Raw genomic sequence first — 16408 nt, forward strand, 5'->3', positions numbered from 1 at the left:
TGAATTGTTTAATTGCTGTGTTAATTAGTTAATAAATAGTTAACCAGATTGTAATTACACCATTCCCTTCCAAATTGCGGATTTTAGCTTCCAAAAATGGATCACATTCTTTTTGTTACATATATGGTTAATAAATTAACAATTGTTAACTACTTATAAATGATGACATTTGGGTAATCACGAATACCTCCTTCAAATGGCCCTTGAAATGCCTTTATTGGAACAACCAACAAAAAAGCATTTCCGTTGGGAGGGAGCATGATGAAAGACATTCTTAAGAAACTCGCGGGCCTGGCAGTGATGCTGCTGATTGTCTGCGGTATTACTTTCGCCCAGGTCGATACCGGCACAGTCGGAGGAACGGTCACAGATTCGACTGGCGCCGTCGTGGCGGGGGCTAGCGTCACGCTGCGCAGCTTGCAGACCGACGTTAAGCGAACCGTCGACTCGGCTGCGAATGGAGCATACACGGCGACCGGTTTGAGCACCGGAACGTATGAAGTGAACGTAACCGCGCCGGGCTTTCAGCCCTACACCGCAAAGGTGGAGGTCACGGTTGGTGGGCATGCCACCGTTGACGCCACATTGAGTGTGAGCACCGCTACAACGTCAGTAGAAGTTGTGGGTGAGGGCGGCACACAGGTAAACACACAAACACAAGAACTGTCACAGGTTGTGAGCCAGCAACAGGTTTCGCAGCTGCCCAGCTTGACTCGCAATCCTTATGACTTTGTTGCCTTGTCCGGCAATATCTCAAACGGGGACAGCTCGAACAGCGGCAACTCGCAAATGGGTGGAAACACGCAAAATGCGACGACGCGCGGCGTTAACTTCAACATTAATGGACAGCGCTCTACCGGCACCGAAATTCTATTAGACGGTGTCGAAAATGTGTCCGTTTTCGGCGACTCGGTCGGCATTGTTGTTCCGATCGATGCGGTCAACGAATTCCGCGTAACGACCAGCAACTTTGAGCCGCAGTACGGCCGCGCATCGGGCGGCGTGGTCAACGTAGCCACGAAGTCGGGATCGAACGCCTTCCACGGAAATGCCTGGGAGTTCAACCGGCTCTCTGCTTACACCTCAAACACCGAGACCAACGATCAGGCGGGCATTCCCAAGGGCACCTATACCCGCAACCAGTTCGGCTTTGCTGTGGGCGGACCTGTCCTGAAAGACAAGCTCTTCTTCTTTGGCAGCACAGAATGGATTCGCGTTCGCAGCGCTGCAAATCTTACGGCTGCTGTTCCGACGCCTGACTTTCTGGCCGTGGCTGCTCCGAACATCCAGGACTTTTTCAGCAAGTATGCCGGTGGGAAGACATTCAACTTCTCGCAGACCTACTCAGCCAGTTACCTGGGCATGACGAGCATTCCGGCGAACACACCCGCACTTGGCACCGTGGCTTACAGCGCACCGACGAATGCCGGCGGCGGTTTTCCGCAGAACGCCTACAACATTGTTGGCAGAGTGGATTACAGCCTGAGTGACAAGACGCAGATGTTCTTCCGTTTTGTCGACTACAAAGAGGTGGATGAACCAGGCTCCGAGTTTGCCTCACCGTATTCGCAATACAATGTGGGACAAACTCTGGACAACCAGGCTTACCTCTTCAGCGGATCGCACGTTTTCAGCCCAAGTCTGTTGACGACCACCAAACTGAGCTTCAGCCGGTTTAACACGTTCTTCAGCTACGACACCGCACTGCAAGAAACGCCGACGCTGGTAGTCTCCGTGAACGCGCAGGTACCGAACACCAACACCTTCATCCAACTGCCCGGTTTCTATGACTTCAATCCGGCAAACGGCGGTCTTCCCTTCGGCGGTCCGCAAAACACGATTCAGTGGAACCAGGACCTGAACTGGACCAAAGGCAAGCACTCCATGCAGTACGGAGGACAGGTTCTTTATATCCAGAGCAACCAGGCCTATGGCGCCTATGCTCAGGCAAACGAGCAACTCGGCAACAATCTGGACTCGGGCTTACAAAACCTGGCTACCGGAGACCTGTTTGAGTTCCAGGCAGCGGTGAATCCTGGTGGAGCGCTGCCCTGCGTTCGCAACCAGTACACCGGCGCATTGACGCAAACGCCAGCTTGCTCGATCAATCTTCCAGCCACGGCGCCCCAGTTCGCTCGCAGCAACAGGTTTCACGACTGGGCTGTCTACGCACAGGATGCTTACAAGATCACGCCGCAGTTCACCTTTAACTACGGCGTGCGTTATGAGTACTACGGCGTCCAGCACAACAACCACGAGGATCTGGACTCTAACTTCTACTATGGAACACTAGAGCCCGCGAACATCCGCACCGGTCAGGTGTACACAACTCCGAACAGCCCCATTCACAAGCTCTGGAATCCGCAATGGGGAACAGTCTCACCTCGCATCGGCTTTGCATATGACCTGTTTGGTAACGGCAAGACGTCCATTCGCGGTGGGTACGGTATCAGCTATGAGCGTAACTTCGGCAACGTTACATTCAACGTGATCCAGAACCCGCCGGCCTACGGCGTTATCATCGCGAACAACACTCAGGTAACGAGTTCCAATTCCGGTCCGCTGGGGCAACCCGGTCCGCCGGCGCCTCTGCCGCCGACCAGCCTGCGCAACGTGGACCAGAACATCCGCACTGCGCAGACGCAGTTCTACAGCCTGGCTATAGAACACCAACTGGCTGCCGGTACGGTGATTGGCCTGCAGTATGCCGGTGCACGCGGCCTGCACCTGTATGACATCAAGAACATCAACGGTGTCGGCAGCGGCAACGCCACTCTGGGTGACCCGGTGCTTGATCCTAACGGAAGTGGCAAAAGCAACCTTACCCGCCTCAATCCGCAGTATTCGAACATCAACAACCGCGGATCGAGCGGTGACTCGTACTACCATGCTCTGAACGTGCAGTTCCAGACCACAAACTTCCATCGCACCGGTCTGGGCCTCGTGGCCAACTACACTTTTGGTCACGCGACCGACGATCTGAGCACCACATTCTCCGAAACAAATAATGCCTTCAGCCTTGGGTACACGGATCCATTCAACCCAGCGCTCGACCATGGCAACGGCGATCTCGACCTCCGTCAACGGTTGGTAATCGCTCCGATCTATCAAGCACCCCTGCTCACCCACAGCAACGCTCTGGTGCGGTATGCGCTTGGTGGATGGCAGACAACGGGCATCTACACCGTTCGCTCGGGAACTCCGTTTACCTACTACGACAGCACGAACAACTTCAGCGGTTACAATATTGCGCGGTATACCCCGGCTGGTGGTGTAGTGCCGAAGCGTTCGTTCACATCTATTCCGAGTGGAGTTGACGGCGGTGGCGCAAATGCCTATGTCATCGGCTCCTTGCCGGCACAAAACTCATGGGGCAACCCGAATCTTCTCGGAGCTTCCGACTGGGGCCCGTGGCCAGCTGACATGACGGCACGCAATTCGTTCCGTGGGCCTGGCGCATGGAATCTGGATGCGGCGGTGCAAAAGACCTTCCCGATCACAGAACGCTTTAACCTGGTGTTCCGTGCGGAAGGGTTCGATGTCTTCAACCATCACAACCTATACATCCAGGAAGGCTTCAACGACATCGCGGCGACTGGTGGAGACATCACCGCGTCCAAGGGCGGCATCGGCAACAACGGTGGCGCGAACGACGAACGTCGCTTCGGACAGTTCTCACTGGCGGTGAAGTTCTAACCTGAAGGTTAGTTCGCATAAAAGAAGAGGGCCTTCGGACCCTCTTCTTTTTTATCAATCTCCGGACAAAGAAAAACCCCACGTTAGCTTCGCTAACATGGGGCACCCGCTAGATTCTTGTTGAGTTGTTGCTTACAGCTTTTCGTAGAAATCGCAGGCGGAGCAGGAGATGTACACGCCGCCCGGAATACCGCGCTCGCGGTCCTTGACCCGCTTGACGATGCGGGTGGGCTTGCTGCACCTGGGACAATCGGTGCTCTTGGACGTGTCCATTACCTTCTTGCGGTCTGCTGTCTTGGCGATCTTAGCCATGGAAACTCTGTCTCCTCTTCAATAACGTTGCTTGTGTCTCGGGGCTTTCAGGAAGCTCGCCAACAAAGCTTGGGCGTCCAGACTTCTTTGATCGAGGTTTATTCAGGCGGTTGATAGGCCGGGGGTAAAGCCCCTTAATTTGCGACCCACTTTCACCGGCCTGAAGGCCGATACTTCTACCGGAAACCCATTTCAACCCTGCTCTAAGCAGCGTGAAAGAACGTCGGACTCGCTTCAGTTATTTTACAACATCGCGCAACCTGACCGGGCCTAAAGAAAAGGGTGGATAGCTAAGGTTTTTCATTCGTCCATTAGGACGGATCTCTTCGTTGCGATGTTGCTGGCTACAACCCATGCAGCGGACCCAATTGCCCAGGAGATGAAAAAAGCAGTCCATGCAAACCTGTCTCGGGGTTTGGCTATGATGGCCGGGCCCCAGACGAGAAGTGTAAAAGCGCCGATCATGGCTGCTTCCAACATGGCTGCGACGCGCGGGATGACGGAGAAGAGCACGGCGAGCCCGCAGGCGATGTGTCCTGCGCCGGTCAGACAGGCCCAGCCTGTGCGGAATGGGAGCCACGCCGGGACGAAGTTCGCGGTCTCCTTGAGATAGATGAAATGCGAAAGGCCAATCGGAATGACCCAGATGGCAAAGAAGTATTTTGCGATGCGGACGCCTTTATCGCCGGAAATGGAGGCCAGCTTCGATCCTGCTTTCAGTTCTGACAGGCGGGCGAACAGGACCCACCCGCCGGAAAGGAGCACAGCCAGTTCTCCAAACCCGAGCCAGACGCCTTCGATTTGCGGGGCCACAAACAGGGCCGGGATTTTCAGCAAAGACCAGAGAATGAGATACGGAAACAGAATGCGAACCGACCACGCCACAGTTGCGCGGAAGAGCAGCCCTATGCCGGTCGCCAGCATCAAAACGCCGGAAACGTAGGCGAGAGCGGTTCGACCGGGCACCCACGCTGCCACAGGCTGCCAGACGAGCGCGAAATCGCCGAAAGTCAGGGCAAGGACACCGAGGCCGATCATTCCGGCGGCGAAGAAGGTCATGGCTGGCTGCTGGATCGATGTGGTCAGACCTTCTTGTTTCAGCGGCTGCAGTATCGTTTGCTTCATGGCGGCCTGAGTATAGCGTGCCTGAGTAGTTCCTTCAGCGAAGATTCGCTGTTCCGAAAAGATTGCTTTATTCAGCCGCCTCGGCACATCCACTCCTCCGGTCGTGAAGCTGCGACGCCGAAAGGACCGCTACATATCTTTTCAGGCGGCGCCGCGGGACAGTTGCTTGCGCCGATCCAGCCGGCCTAACCGGCAATCGCTTGGACCGCACGCATGTAGTCAGCGGACCTCCAATGCTGCAGGGCGCGGCAGTCGAAGGATTCAGAGGGAGACGACGATCAATGTTGTTTCCGGATGGGAGGTAAGGTTTGCGCGCGAGACCAATCCCGGGCTGTCAAACGTATTAGTGGCCCGGTATGATGTGCACATGCCGGTTCTGCTCTACACTGCGCGATGGTGTCACACCTGTCGCGAGGCCAAACGCTTTCTTGACAAACACCATATCCCTTATACCGAGATCGATATCGAGACCACTCCAGGCGCGGCGGATGACGTGCTTCAGAACGTAGGCAAACGCGCTATCCCCCAGTTTGTGGTCGATGGCAGGTGGGTTCAGCCATACCGCCCAGGGTACGGCTTTCTTTACGAAGAGATGAGCAACCTGTTCGGCGTCGCTATCTAAGAAACAGATTCATAATCCACTGCGCTCTTCGCCCGCGACCGTGCAAAGAACAGAGGCAGCCTGCGCACACGCTCCTGTTTGTTTTCGCGAATGTATGAGCGTGCGCGAGCGTGCAGCATGTCTTCAAGACCGATGACAGCCAGCAGCTTGCCTGTACCCGACTCAATGACTGGCATCTCCGTCATGTGTGCGTGCGCCATGCGCTCGGCTACGGTACGCAACGTTTCGCCGGGATAGGCACCCCTAGCTCCGGCGGGAACTGCCGCCAGAGATGCTGCGTCAGTGCGCATGACCTGGGCGACGGTGACGGTCTCGAGCGGATCAACGCCGTATTCGCGGCTCAGATGGTAGCCGCGACGGCTGAGACGCTCGGTAAGAATCGACCGCTTCTGAAACAGGACGGTAAATGCGTGCGAGGCTACAGTCGCCGCCAGCAATGGCAACATGAGCGCGTAGTTGTGGGTCAACTCCATGCAAAGGACGGCTGCGGTAAGTGGGCATCCAATGGCTCCGGACAGAACGGCAGCCATGCCGACCAGCGGCCATGCGCCAGTCTGCACAGCGGGCAACCCAAAACCGACCAGGGCACCCAGCGCTCCACCGATCATGAGCAGCGGGGCAAGAATGCCGCCCGACGTTCCGGAGCCCAGAGAGAAGGCCCAGATGATGCTCTTGATGATGAGCACCCCGGCTATAAGCTGCCAGGTTGTGTTGCCGTTGATCAGCGAGTCGATAACGTCGTACCCGGTACCGAGGGCGCGGGGAAAGATTAGGCCACCGATGCCGACAACAATGCCCCCGATGGCCGGCCACCACATCCAGTGGATGGGAAGACGCTCTTCAAAGAGGTCTTCGCTGGCATAAACGGCGCGGCTCAATAGCAGCGCGACAATTCCGGCGACAACCCCCAGAAACAGAGCGGCCAATACAGTGCGTGGCTCGATCACCGGCGCAATCTGCGCCATAGGAAAGAGCGGGCCGTTGCCGAGCAGATGGTGACGCAGCACGCCCGCCGTTGTTGCCGCGATGGCAACGGGAACAAGGCTGCGCGGACGCCACTCAAAGAGCAGCAGTTCGACCGCGAGCAGCGTGGCGGCAAGCGGGGTCGAGAAGACGCCCGTCATGCCGGCAGCAGCGCCTGCCACGAGGAGCGTGGTGCGCTCCGCGTCGCTGAGCTTGAACATCTGGGCGAAGAGAGAACCGACCGAGCCGGCCGTCATAATGATCGGACCTTCCGCGCCGAACGGTCCGCCGGAGCCGATGGCAATGGCCGCGGACAGCGGCTTGTAGATGGCTACTTTGCCATCGACTTTAGCGCCATTCATCAGAATAGCTTCAAGCGCTTCGGGAATGCCATGGCCACGGATTTTGTCCGTGCCGAAACGGGCCATGACGCCGATCATGAGGCCGCCGACAATAGGAACAAACACTGCCAGCCAGTGCAGATGATTAACCGACGGCGAAATAAACTGCCAGCTCAGCCGGTGAAAATAAAAAATGTTGGTCGCCGCGTAAATCAGGTGCAGCAATATGTAGGCCAGAGCGGCGCCGGAAGCGCCGATGACCACCGCCAACGCGCTTAACTGCAACATGCGCGGGTCGGCGTTAAAATCGCGCAGATTGGAATAAAACTGCGCATGCCCGGAGGCGGAATGTGTGCTCTTGCTCATTGTTCAGTCGTTTCTTGCTTTCCTGACGGCTTGATGTTTAAAACGCGCCGTAATGATCGAATCAGCTCCGGCCCTGCCTGGTCCAGCTCCTGCATATGGTAACCGGCCAGAGAGGCCAGAAGACGTTCGCCGAGCGCCGTGACCCGCAACAGAATGCGGCGATGGTCGGTCGGGTCAGGGCTGCGGCGCAGCAGACCCTGCTCGATGGTGCGATCCACCAGTTCCACCGCGCTATTGTGCTTCAGCAGCATGCGCGCGGCCACGTTGGCGATAGTCGGGTCAAGCTCGCACGGCATTCCATAGACACACTGCAGCAACTGGTATTGCTGGTGGCGAAGCCCGCAGTGCTCAGCAATAGCATGGCTGAATTGAAGAAATTTACGAAGCTGAAAACGGAATTCCGCCAGCTTGCGGAACTGTTCAACGCTGATCGTCGCGCCGGTCGGCGTGGCCGCTTTCCGCTCCACGCGGCGCTTTCTTTCCGGGGTAACGATGGCAGCAGTCCTTGCGGCGCGTGTCTGGTCCGTTTGCGAGGTCGAGACTAAATCCATAGATATATCGTAACACGATATGGTCGTGTCACGATATATCTGGTTCCGTGGTCGGCTCTGGCGCTGACCCGGCTCCAGGATCGGCGAGAATGTCCAGGGCGTCCGACTGGTCAGCGGCCTTAACCTGAAGCCGCAATGGACCCAGACCAGGCTCCATGATGCGTGCGTTCTCGCCAGAGAGGAATGTTTCGATTCCGGCAGATTCGAGGCGTAGTCTGGCCATTTCGGCTTCCATCGGTTCAATAAAGCTGGCTACAGTCACAACTTGTTCCATCAGCTTCCCTTCCAGACTTTAGTGCATTTGCGAGTGATTGGATGCACAAACGGTAGAATTAGAAGTTCACCACATACAGTCTATTCCTTTTAAGGAGAACGCTTCGTTGATTGCCCGCTATACGCGCCCGCAAATGGGTCAGATCTGGAGTGACGAAAACAAGTACCGTATGTGGCTTGCGGTGGAAACAGCCGCCAGCGCGACTTTGGCTGAGGACGGAATTGTGCCCGCCGAAGCGGCGCAGGCCATTCGCGAACGCGGAGGCTTTGATATCGCTCGCATCCAGGAGATCGAAGCCGAGGTGAAGCATGACGTCATTGCATTCACCACTGCGGTCGCGGAAAAGATCGGGCCGGAGTCGCGCTGGCTGCACTATGGACTTACCTCAAACGACGTAGTAGACACTGCGCAGGCATTGCAAATCAAGGCGGCATCCGTGTTGATCCGCGAAGACCTGCTGGCATTGATCGAGGTACTGAAGCAGCGCGCGCTTGAGTTTCAGCACACACCAACCATAGGGCGCACGCACGGCATCCACGCCGAGCCGACGACCTTTGGGCTGAAGCTGCTGAACTGGTATGCAGAGATGCGACGCAACCTGGAGCGCTTTGATGCGGCTGCGGAACAGATTCGCATCGGCAAACTGTCTGGCGCAGTCGGGACGTTCGGTCACCTTAGCCCTAAGCATGAAGAACGCATCTGCGAGAAGCTGGGGCTGAAACCGGCGCCGATAGCTACGCAGGTCATTCAACGTGATCGCCACGCGCACTACATCTCCACTTTGGCGATTGTTACGTCTACGCTGGACAAAATTGCGGTTGAAATTCGCCATCTGCAACGGACAGAAGTTCGCGAAGCGGAAGAGTACTTCTCAGAGAAGCAGAAAGGCTCGTCGGCCATGCCGCACAAGCGGAATCCGATTACCACGGAACAGATCAGCGGCCTCGCGCGCGTTGTCCGCGCCAATGCGCAGGCCTCGTATGAAAATGTCGCCCTATGGCATGAGCGCGACATTTCGCATTCATCAGTTGAGCGTGTTATCTTCCCCGATTCAACAATTCTCACGGATTACCTGCTGGCGAAGACAACCAACCTCATCGAAAAGCTGCTGGTCTATCCGAAACGAATGTTGAAGAATCTTGAAAGCACTGGCGGCCTTATCTTCAGCGGACAACTGTTGCTTGATTTAGCTGAAGCGGGCATGTTGCGCGAGGATGCCTACCGGCTGGTGCAGGGCCATGCCATGCGCGCATGGAAAGACGACCTGGTATTTCGCGATCTCATCAAGGCCGATCCGGAAATCACCGCTAAATTCAACTCGGAAAAGCTGGAGCACGCCTTTGACCTGAACCGTCAACTGCGAAATGTGGATGCCATTTTTGAGCGGGTGCTCAGAGGGTAGGCAGTGACCCCATGTCTCTGCGAGACTCTTCAATAGGCCCGGCAGGCTATGGGTACCCTTATCTTCGCTAACACCCATCTCGAGTCTTTTTGGCTTTAGTTCTGCTACTATTCAGTCGGCTTTAGATTGCCGGAGGTAGCCTATGTTTTACCGCTGCGCTCCAGGTTTGGCCATTGTTCTGGCTTCGTGTTCGGCGTTGGCTCAGAACGATGTTCCTGTGCCGCAGAGCTGCACGCCGCAGGTGAACCAGAAGCTTGGCGGGCTGCTCGGTTCCGGTCAAACACAGTCGGTCGACAACGTGATGGTGTGCGGCATTACCGTCAGCTCTTCGCGCACACAGAGCGGAGGACCGCATGGCAGCCATCAAATCCTTCCACTGCGCGTCGCGTTTCCGGACGGAAATACACGTCTAGTGGAAGTAGTAACAAACGACGACCTCGACGGAGTGGTGACAGCTCCCGTCAATGCACAGGTATATGCATATGGACAGGCTTTCTTCCCATCACATGGACGTTTCTCGGCCGGCATTCATGATGTTCACTGCTCAACCCATCGCGGCGCAGATAATGGCTGGGTTGTGGTCAACGGGCAACAGCATCCGGCCAGTTGCCAACACTAGGAAAGCACCATGGAAACATTTACGCCCATCACGATTGCCGCTTTGGTGATTGCCGCCAGCTTTGCCGCCGGTCTGAACGTGTATGCCACGCTACTTACACTGGGCCTGTTGGCGCGGGCCCACTGGATCGAGCTACCTGCCGGGTTGGACATGCTAATGCACTGGTGGGTGATCGGCGTGAGCGCAATCATGTTTGCGATTGAGTTTGTCGCCGACAAGATTCCCGCCTTCGACATGGTCTGGAACGCACTGCACACTTTTATTCGCGTTCCCATAGCAGCCCTCCTGGCCTATCACACGAGCGAGCAGCTTTCGCCCGAGATGCAGATTCTCGCAGCTGTCGCTGGTGCGGGCATTGCGCTCGTGGCGCACGGCTCAAAAACTGCAGTCCGCGCAGCAGTTACACCCAGTCCAGAGCCGGTGTCGAACATTGCCCTCAGCACCGGTGAAGACATACTCGCGGTTGGCGTGACATGGTTGGCCACGAAGCATCCATTGATCGCTGCCGGCATTGCATGTGTCTTTTTGCTGCTGGCCGTGATCACCATCCGCTGGCTGACTAAGTTTATTCGCAGAATGTGGAGCAAACCCCGACCGGCAACCGCGTGACCCAGCTTCAAAAGTGATTTAATTTGACAAGCACGATGACGCGCGAGCTGATGAATCTGACTGTGGCCATGACGGGAGCCAGCGGCGCCGTCTTTGGCCAGCACCTGCTGCAGACCTTGCAAGTGGATCCACGCGTCTCGCATGTGCACTTCGTAGCGTCAGAAAGCGCTCTGCGCGTACTGGCCGAGGAACTGCGCTTTAGCGGTCGCAACTCGCTTGTCGAAAAGCTGATCGGACATCCATCAAACAAAATTCAGCAACATGCCGAGTCAGATATTGGCGCATCCATCGCCAGCGGCAGTTATCCATCGAGTGGCATGATCGTGATGCCGTGCAGCATGGGAACGCTCGCGGCGATTGCCAATGGCCTGGCGCGGAACCTGATTGAGCGGGCAGCTGATGTCTGCTTGAAAGAGCAGCGTCCGCTGGTGTTGTGCGTCCGGGAGACGCCATTTAATAAGATTCACTTGCGAAATATGGTGCTGGCAGCCGACGCAGGAGCCACTATTTTTCCGATAATCCCTACGCTGTACAACCAGCCCATTGATTCGACAGAGATGGCGCGTCAGTTCGCGGCGCGTGTGCTGGCACACATCGGCTTACCGCAGCAGGGCGCATATGTGTGGAAAAGCGACGTATAGAACTCAGGGCTGGCTTTGAAATCCCTTTTCGATAACTGCAACAGTGAATGGCGCAGCGCGGTACTTACTGTGCGAATTCAACTCCTTACGGGGTAGCCAGTGTGCCGCAGAGGCGTCGGAAGCACAACACAAGGCGCCTCCTGTGATCCGGCAGACAAAATCCACGAGGACATAGTGGAACCGCACCGTTCCTGCATCATCGCGAACGATGCGATCCAGAACTTCGATAATTTTCACCGGCTCGATGGCCAGGCCAGTCTCTTCCAGTACTTCGCGTCTGATGCCCTGCTCCAGGGTCTCACCCAGTTCGAGTGCGCCGCCTGGCAGCGACCATTCTCCTTTGAGCGGCTCCTGCCCACGCTGGATGAGCAATACCCGATCGTCATGGATGATGACCGCCCCAACGCCGACAATCGGGCTCTCTGGATATTCGCGCCGCATCGAAACAAGACTAAATCTTCAATGGCTTTCCGTACTCCTCAGCAAAAACGGTGCGAGCCATGCTGAAGCGTCCGCCGTAGAATTTGTCGCTTCCCTTCAGATGCCCAATGCCAAGCAGAGCAACCACATGGTAGCTGAGCGGCAGCTTGAGCACTTCGCGCACCCGCTCCTCTTCAAAGCCCTCCATCGGAGCCGTGTCATAGCCCAGGACTTCGGCCATCAACATCATGTGGGTGAACGCGATCATGACGTGGCGGTTGAGCCACATCGGAAAATTTGGGTGGTTTGATAAGTAATTAGGTATGTTGATCTTAGCCTGCTCGGCGTAGTTCTCCGGCATACCCCCTTCGCGCCCAAGGCGCAGCATCTCTTCAATATCACCATTACGCCAGCCGTCTGCATCCCCACATGCAACAATCATGGCTGCCGCTTCTTCCACCTTGGCCTGGTTGAAACTGGCAGCCCGCAAACGCCGCTTCTGTTCCTCTGAGCGAACTACAACGAAGCGCCAGGGTTGCATGTTATAGCCGCTGGGTGCCTGAAGTCCCGCTTCCAGAATCTTCTTCAAGTCATCGTCGGGTACGTGAGAATCGTCAAAACTGGGTGTCGCGCGCCGCTCCGCGATTGCCTGGGACAGGGTTTTCTCCATCACATTTGCCATCTCGATTGAACTTTCTTTCTTCCTCATGTAGTAGCAGCCGGATTACTGAATCTGATTCATGGGCAGCTCGATTGCGAACGGTCTCTGGCCCTCCGCATCGGCATAGACCCAGAGGCCATGGAATGCCTCGCGTATTTCAGCGTGCTGGGCCAACAGTGCCTTCATGACATCAATGTTGCGGCTGCGCGTAGCTACCGGATCCGACACGTCGTTTGTTTTGTAATTCACCACAAGATCGAGTCCACCGAGTGAGCCGTCAGTATGCATGTTCGTGATATCAAAAGCCTGCCCGTTCGCTACGATTTTCATAGGTTCTGCGCCGGGCAATCCGTCAGGGCGGACACCGCTCATCTCCTTTTGCAGCTTATCGAGGTTTGGGCTTGAGATGAAGTCCACAGGACTGAGCAAATATGCTGCAGTCTGATAGTAGAAATATGCATTCCAGGATTGCCTTTTGTTTGCATAAGCGCGCGCCTGCGTCCAGTACCAGACTCCGTCATGTCCCGCAGCGCTAAGCGGCCGCACAAAGAGGCCGGCGAGTTTCCATTGGGAGCTGCCCTCGGGCTCATTTTCAAGAATCATAGAAATCTGCTGCGGCTGCTTTATGCCGGTCGCATGAACGACTGTAAAGGCGTAGTCGCTAGGAGGAAGCTGCGGAATTGAGATGTTGATAAGCAGCTGCGACCCCGGAACGCTGCAGAAGAATTGCGTGTCCTGTGCAGACTTAAGATCAGTTGCGCGCAGGCTGAAAATGGACTGGATGGTCAGGACCGCGCCTTGAATAGTAGGCGAAACAGCCTGAATAGCTCCTGCGATCGAGTCAAACTGCGCCGCAACGCTGGGGATGGCCTCTGCTTTCACCGCGGCAACATTGCCGGACTGGATTTCCGCAGCCAGTCCTCGAATGGCCTGCTCGTAGGCTGTACGTTGAGCGTCTGTAAGCTGTGACTGAGTGGTACATGTGACCGCATGCGCTATTGCGCCGCAGAATAGCGCGACAATCAGAGGGAATGAACGCCAGCAATTCATAAATGGCAAGGAACAAATTCTTGTGAGCAAATCCAAACCACTGCTAGTCTAGTACATAGAAGTTTGCGCACAGAAAACTACGCGCAAGCTACAGGTTTTTTGATGCGGTTTATGGCACAAGCCGGCATTGTCCTCTTGATTGGTCTTATTGCAACCATAACAGAGGCACAGCAACCAGCTCGACAAACCAAACGAGATACAGCTGGCGTAAAACCACCTGTAGGCGTGCAGCAGACCGCGATTGCCGCTCCGGAAACGCCTCAGGCCGCTCTATCGCTTTTGGACAAACCTGCCCAACCCGCGCAGGTGCAACTCAACGCCGGGAAACTTTCGGTAAAGGCGGACAATTCAACACTCTCAGCGATTCTTCACGACATTTCCGCCAAAACAGGAATGAAGATTGATGGGCTTTCCCGCGATCAGCGCATATTCGGCAACTACGGGCCAGCAGCACCACGCGAGGTGCTATCAGCTCTGCTGGATGGCGTCGACTATAACGTGATGATGGTTGGTGAGCTCGCGAACGGTGCTCCCCGGGAGTTGACGCTGACTCCGCGTACCGGCGGAGCTGTAACCGGCGGCAGCCCAGCAATGCAGATGGCACAGCAAAATAGCAGCAGCGATGATGAAGACGATTCGGTTGTGGAGCAACAGGACAATCCTGTTCCACCAAGACCGGAAACGATGGCGCCGGAAACGGAAACACCCCACTCTCCCGCCCAGTCCGGACAGGTCAAGACGCCTCAGCAGATGCTTCAGGAACTACAGCAAATGCGTCAGCAGCAGCTTCAGCAACAGCAACAACAGGTGAATCCGCAATAGAAAAGACCGCCTCTTGAGCGGCCTTCAAGTTAAGCTGCGAAAGTTTTATAGGCGCGCGATTTCCGGCTTAGGCTGGGGTGCATGAGCCGCATAAGAACGCGCGTGAAGCCTCAAAGCCGCGAACGCCACCCGGCAAATGCCATACGCCGCCAAAACCCCAAAAGCGAGCGCAGCTACCGCCGCGCATATCAACATAACCAAATTAAGTGCGTCCTGCATCCTTGATATTCTTTCTTGTCATTGCTGTTTTCACGAACTGCCTGCGCTTACTATGATGCGCCCTCTTCCAGAAAACGGGCACACGTTGACCACGTTTTCTATTGCCAACTAAGATACCTTTAGTAACGTTGTTTCAATTCTGAACGCCCCGATGAGCACATGGCAAGGGTTGTTGCCCGCGGCGTTTGCAAGATTTCCGGATTTTTCGTCCTGCATGTCAATCACCCACATTACCGTGCGCGGGGCGCGTCAACATAATCTGCGCGATATAAGCGTGCAGATTCCACGCAACACGTTGACCGTCGTAACCGGCCTTTCCGGCTCCGGCAAATCCTCGCTTGCCTTCGACACCATTTACGCGGAGGGCCAACGCCGCTATGTGGAAACCTTATCGGCATACGCGCGGCAATTCTTAGATCAAATCGAGCGGCCGGATGTGGATTCGATTGAGGGACTCAGTCCGGCGATTTCCATCGAGCAGAAAACTACGAGCCGCAGCCCGCGTTCGACCGTGGGAACCATTACCGAGATTTACGACTACCTGCGGCTGCTCTATGCCTCGATTGGCGTTCCCCACTGTCCCAATTGCGGACGGCCCATCTCCCGCCAGACCCATGAACAGATTGTCGAGCGTATTCTGTCGCTCGCTCCGGGCGAGCGGGTGACCATCTATGCTCCCGTGGTGCGCGGACGCAAAGGCGAGTTCAAGGACCTGCTCGATGAACTGGACCAACAGGGCTTCCGAGCGCGGATTGATGGCGCGTTGCGCGATCTGGCTGATTCGATCAACCTGGAAAAGCGCAAAAACCACACCATCGAGGCTGTAATTGACCGCGTGGTTCTCAAGCCCGGCGTCGAAAAGCGCCTGCAGGAAGCAGTCTCGCGCGCATTGCAAATGGCCAAGGGCCTTGTGCTGATTGCCATCTCAGGTGGGAGCGAACAGCTTTATTCGTCCTCAATGGCCTGCCCTGACTGCGGTCTCGACGTGCCTAAGCTTGAACCGCGCAGTTTTTCTTTCAACAGCACATTCGGCGCATGCCCCGAGTGTCATGGCCTCGGCAGCATCTATGACTTCGACCCGGCAAAGGTCATCACGGACTGGTCAAAACCGTTACTCGATGGCGCGCTCGGCCCCGGATCGGCTTCGCAGTATCTGCTGAAGCTTATTCAGCTTGCGGCGCAACGCTACAAAATCGACCTGAATAAGCCGTTCGAGCACTTATCGCAAAATCAGCAGGAAATCCTGCTTTACGGCCCCGCCAAGGGTGAAGCACCGCGTACCGGATTCCACGGCATCCTCTCCTATCTGCGCGACGCGGTCGAGGAATCAAGATCCGATGCCTACCGCGAGTGGATGCTGGGCTACATGTCGGCTTCGACTTGCCCGGTCTGCAAGGGCAAGCGCCTGCGCCCAGAGTCGTTGGCGGTCAAGGTTGGTGGTCTATCGATTGCGGATTTCACCGCGTTGTCATTGCGCAGCTCCGTAGAGGCAGCCCGCAACCTCCAATTCTCTGAGCGTGAAGCACTGATTGCAGAGCGGCTGCGTCGCGAAGTTGTCGAACGGCTGGAATTTTTGAATGCCGTTGGCCTCGGCTATCTTTCGCTTAATCGCAGCGCGGCAACTCTCTCGGGGGGCGAGGGCCAGCGCATACGGCTGGCCACGCAGATCGGCTCGCGCTTGCGCGGCGTACTTTATGTGCTGGACGAGCCTTCGA

15 protein-coding genes and 1 pseudogene are annotated in these 16408 nt (G+C 56.2%); 8 read left to right on the plus strand and 8 right to left on the minus strand.

The annotated features are described in order from the left end of the window. Positions 1-258: 258 nt before the first annotated feature. Positions 259-3696 carry a TonB-dependent receptor gene (locus VEV40_RS15570; protein ID WP_324833637.1) on the plus strand — a complete coding sequence of 1146 codons (3438 nt, stop codon included), beginning with the start codon at positions 259-261 and terminating at the stop codon, positions 3694-3696. Between the two features lie 132 nt (positions 3697-3828). Here the strand turns inward: VEV40_RS15570 and VEV40_RS15575 are convergent, their stop codons facing one another. Continuing rightward, complete coding sequence (locus VEV40_RS15575) at positions 3829-4008, minus strand: hypothetical protein (RefSeq protein ID WP_324833639.1); 180 nt, start codon at positions 4006-4008, stop codon at positions 3829-3831. Positions 4009-4308: 300 nt separating this feature from the next. Further along, complete coding sequence (locus VEV40_RS15580; RefSeq protein WP_324833641.1) at positions 4309-5133, minus strand: DoxX family protein; 825 nt, start codon at positions 5131-5133, stop codon at positions 4309-4311. 367 nt (positions 5134-5500) lie between these two features. On the opposite strand from VEV40_RS15580, the gene VEV40_RS15585 reads away from it, so the two are divergent. Then, on the plus strand, positions 5501-5755 hold the full coding sequence (locus VEV40_RS15585; RefSeq protein WP_324833643.1) for a glutaredoxin family protein: 255 nt from the start codon (positions 5501-5503) through the stop codon (positions 5753-5755). Here the strand turns inward: VEV40_RS15585 and VEV40_RS15590 are convergent. From VEV40_RS15590 to VEV40_RS15600, 3 genes are read right to left on the minus strand one after another with little or no spacing between them, the layout of a single operon-like run. After that, the gene (locus VEV40_RS15590; protein WP_324833645.1) at positions 5752-7425 is read right to left on the minus strand and encodes a chloride channel protein; all 1674 of its coding nucleotides are present in this window, start codon (positions 7423-7425) and stop codon (positions 5752-5754) included. The two genes, VEV40_RS15585 and VEV40_RS15590, sit on opposite strands and share 4 nt — an antisense overlap. Then, positions 7422-7976 (minus strand): MarR family winged helix-turn-helix transcriptional regulator, encoded by a 555-nt coding sequence (locus VEV40_RS15595; RefSeq protein ID WP_324833646.1) that lies wholly within the window; start codon positions 7974-7976, stop codon positions 7422-7424. The genes VEV40_RS15590 and VEV40_RS15595 overlap by 4 nt, the downstream gene beginning before the upstream one ends. A gap of 28 nt (positions 7977-8004) precedes the next feature. Further along, complete coding sequence (locus VEV40_RS15600) at positions 8005-8250, minus strand: putative signal transducing protein (protein WP_324833648.1); 246 nt, start codon at positions 8248-8250, stop codon at positions 8005-8007. Between the two features lie 106 nt (positions 8251-8356). Between VEV40_RS15600 and purB the strand changes: the two genes are divergently transcribed. The 4 genes from purB (at position 8357) to VEV40_RS15620 (ending at position 11521) form a co-directional block, all read left to right on the plus strand. Next, positions 8357-9652, plus strand: a complete 1296-nt coding sequence (purB, locus tag VEV40_RS15605; RefSeq protein ID WP_324833650.1) for an adenylosuccinate lyase — start codon at positions 8357-8359, stop codon at positions 9650-9652. Positions 9653-9794: 142 nt separating this feature from the next. Continuing rightward, a complete protein-coding gene (locus VEV40_RS15610; protein ID WP_324833652.1) occupies positions 9795-10271 on the plus strand; it encodes a hypothetical protein in 477 nt (158 codons plus the stop codon). 9 nt (positions 10272-10280) lie between these two features. Beyond that, positions 10281-10880 carry a DUF4126 domain-containing protein gene (locus VEV40_RS15615; protein WP_324833654.1) on the plus strand — a complete coding sequence of 200 codons (600 nt, stop codon included), beginning with the start codon at positions 10281-10283 and terminating at the stop codon, positions 10878-10880. A 35-nt stretch (positions 10881-10915) separates the two neighbouring features. Further along, on the plus strand, positions 10916-11521 hold the full coding sequence (locus VEV40_RS15620; RefSeq protein ID WP_324833655.1) for a UbiX family flavin prenyltransferase: 606 nt from the start codon (positions 10916-10918) through the stop codon (positions 11519-11521). A 3-nt stretch (positions 11522-11524) separates the two neighbouring features. Here VEV40_RS15620 and VEV40_RS15625 read toward each other — a convergent pair whose 3' ends face one another. From VEV40_RS15625 to VEV40_RS15635, 3 genes are read right to left on the minus strand one after another with little or no spacing between them, the layout of a single operon-like run. Further along, positions 11525-11962: an NUDIX hydrolase gene (locus VEV40_RS15625; RefSeq protein ID WP_324833656.1), complete on the minus strand. Its 438-nt coding sequence runs from the start codon at positions 11960-11962 to the stop codon at positions 11525-11527. A 10-nt stretch (positions 11963-11972) separates the two neighbouring features. Next, a complete protein-coding gene (locus tag VEV40_RS15630; RefSeq protein WP_324833657.1) occupies positions 11973-12650 on the minus strand; it encodes a nitroreductase family protein in 678 nt (225 codons plus the stop codon). Between the two features lie 15 nt (positions 12651-12665). Then, positions 12666-13661: a hypothetical protein gene (locus VEV40_RS15635; RefSeq protein ID WP_324833658.1), complete on the minus strand. Its 996-nt coding sequence runs from the start codon at positions 13659-13661 to the stop codon at positions 12666-12668. 102 nt (positions 13662-13763) lie between these two features. On the opposite strand from VEV40_RS15635, the gene VEV40_RS15640 reads away from it, so the two are divergent. After that, the gene (locus VEV40_RS15640; protein WP_324833659.1) at positions 13764-14474 is read left to right on the plus strand and encodes a hypothetical protein; all 711 of its coding nucleotides are present in this window, start codon (positions 13764-13766) and stop codon (positions 14472-14474) included. A 433-nt stretch (positions 14475-14907) separates the two neighbouring features. Beyond that, positions 14908-16408 (plus strand): annotated as a pseudogene (locus tag VEV40_RS15645) (excinuclease ABC subunit A); the annotation flags it as partial.

The organism is Alloacidobacterium sp. (genome assembly GCF_035631355.1).
Classification (GTDB): Bacteria; Acidobacteriota; Terriglobia; order Terriglobales; family Acidobacteriaceae; genus Alloacidobacterium.